The organism is Leyella stercorea, from assembly GCF_019052365.1.
Taxonomy (GTDB): Bacteria; Bacteroidota; Bacteroidia; order Bacteroidales; family Bacteroidaceae; genus Prevotella.
The window spans coordinates 1-1,152 of sequence record NZ_JAHQUY010000170.1; the positions used below are offsets into that span (position 1 = coordinate 1).

Below are 1,152 nucleotides of genomic sequence, written 5' to 3' on the forward strand. Positions count from 1 at the left end.
ATCAGGGTGACCCAAATCTGTATCTTGATGGCGTTGGCACTCTCTCCATAGAAGTATCTAAGTGGAAAATTTTGTTTCAACTGCTTGAATAGCAGCTCAATTTCCCATCTTTTGCGGTATATTGCAATAATATCTTCCATATCCATGTCCATGTCGTTTGTGAGCAACGATATGACTTTCGGCTTTTTCTTCGTGAGATCAACGTAAGTGACAATGCGGGCCTTGTGTCTGATATTCTCCCCGTCCTTTATATGCTTTTTGAACTCTACGACTTGAACTCTGTATTCCATGAGACCGCACGGTGACATATACATCATGTCAGAAAGAACCTCATATACAAGGTTTTTCTTCATTTTTGTCACGTATATGACCCCACGATTGGTAAGTTCCTCAAACTTTGAGTAGTCGATATAGGCCCTGTCCATGGCAACGATGTCTCCATCGTTATAATTCGCGGGTTTCAACATGAAACCGTCATTGGTTGCGGCAGATGTGAACCTGATGTCAGACGGTACGCCCTCGTTTGCGTGGATGTTGGTGTGCACTTTTATGCCGCCCTTCTTCTTCCCCGTCTTGGGATGCCTTCCCACGCCCTTGAATATGAGGTTGGAGAATAGGGTTATTGTAGTGGAGTCAATGATTTGCAGACGGGTGAGCCATGAGGGAACCTGCCGGTTTCGGCTGTCCGAGGAAAGCTCATCCTTGTATCTGACATACAGGCTGCGGTATGTGTCCTCAAACACGGCTTCGGGCCTGCGGGCGTTGGCGTCCGACAATGTACTGCGCCTTGGCATGGTCCTTATGCCAAGATGGGCAAGTTTGCGTGCCTCGGGAAACATGGAGTCGGTAATCTCGCGCAACGAGTCGAATCTCTTGATGACGGCGTAAAGCATAATGACCAGATGCTGGTAGGCATCAAAGTGCTTCACGTAGCGTTCTCCGTTATGTTCGCGGCTGAATTTGAGAATTTCTTCCTTGCTGAGCAATTTTATTAGCTGCCCATACATCGGCTGTCCGATAAAATGTGTACCTTTGTTCATAGTTACTTGAATTAATATTTCCAAAAAACAAAGGTAACTAAAAGGGCTGATACTTCGTGAGAAGTGTCAGCCCTAATTTATTTTGTATGAAAAGTTTTAGCGGACAGCAATA

General features: G+C 45.5%; 1 protein-coding gene. It reads right to left on the minus strand.

All coding sequences use genetic code 11. The annotated features are described in order from the left end of the window. The coding region (locus KTQ90_RS13425) for an IS4 family transposase (protein ID WP_217318841.1) at positions 1-1,040 on the minus strand (1,040 nt) is incomplete at its 3' end. Positions 1,041-1,152 lie beyond the last annotated feature (112 nt).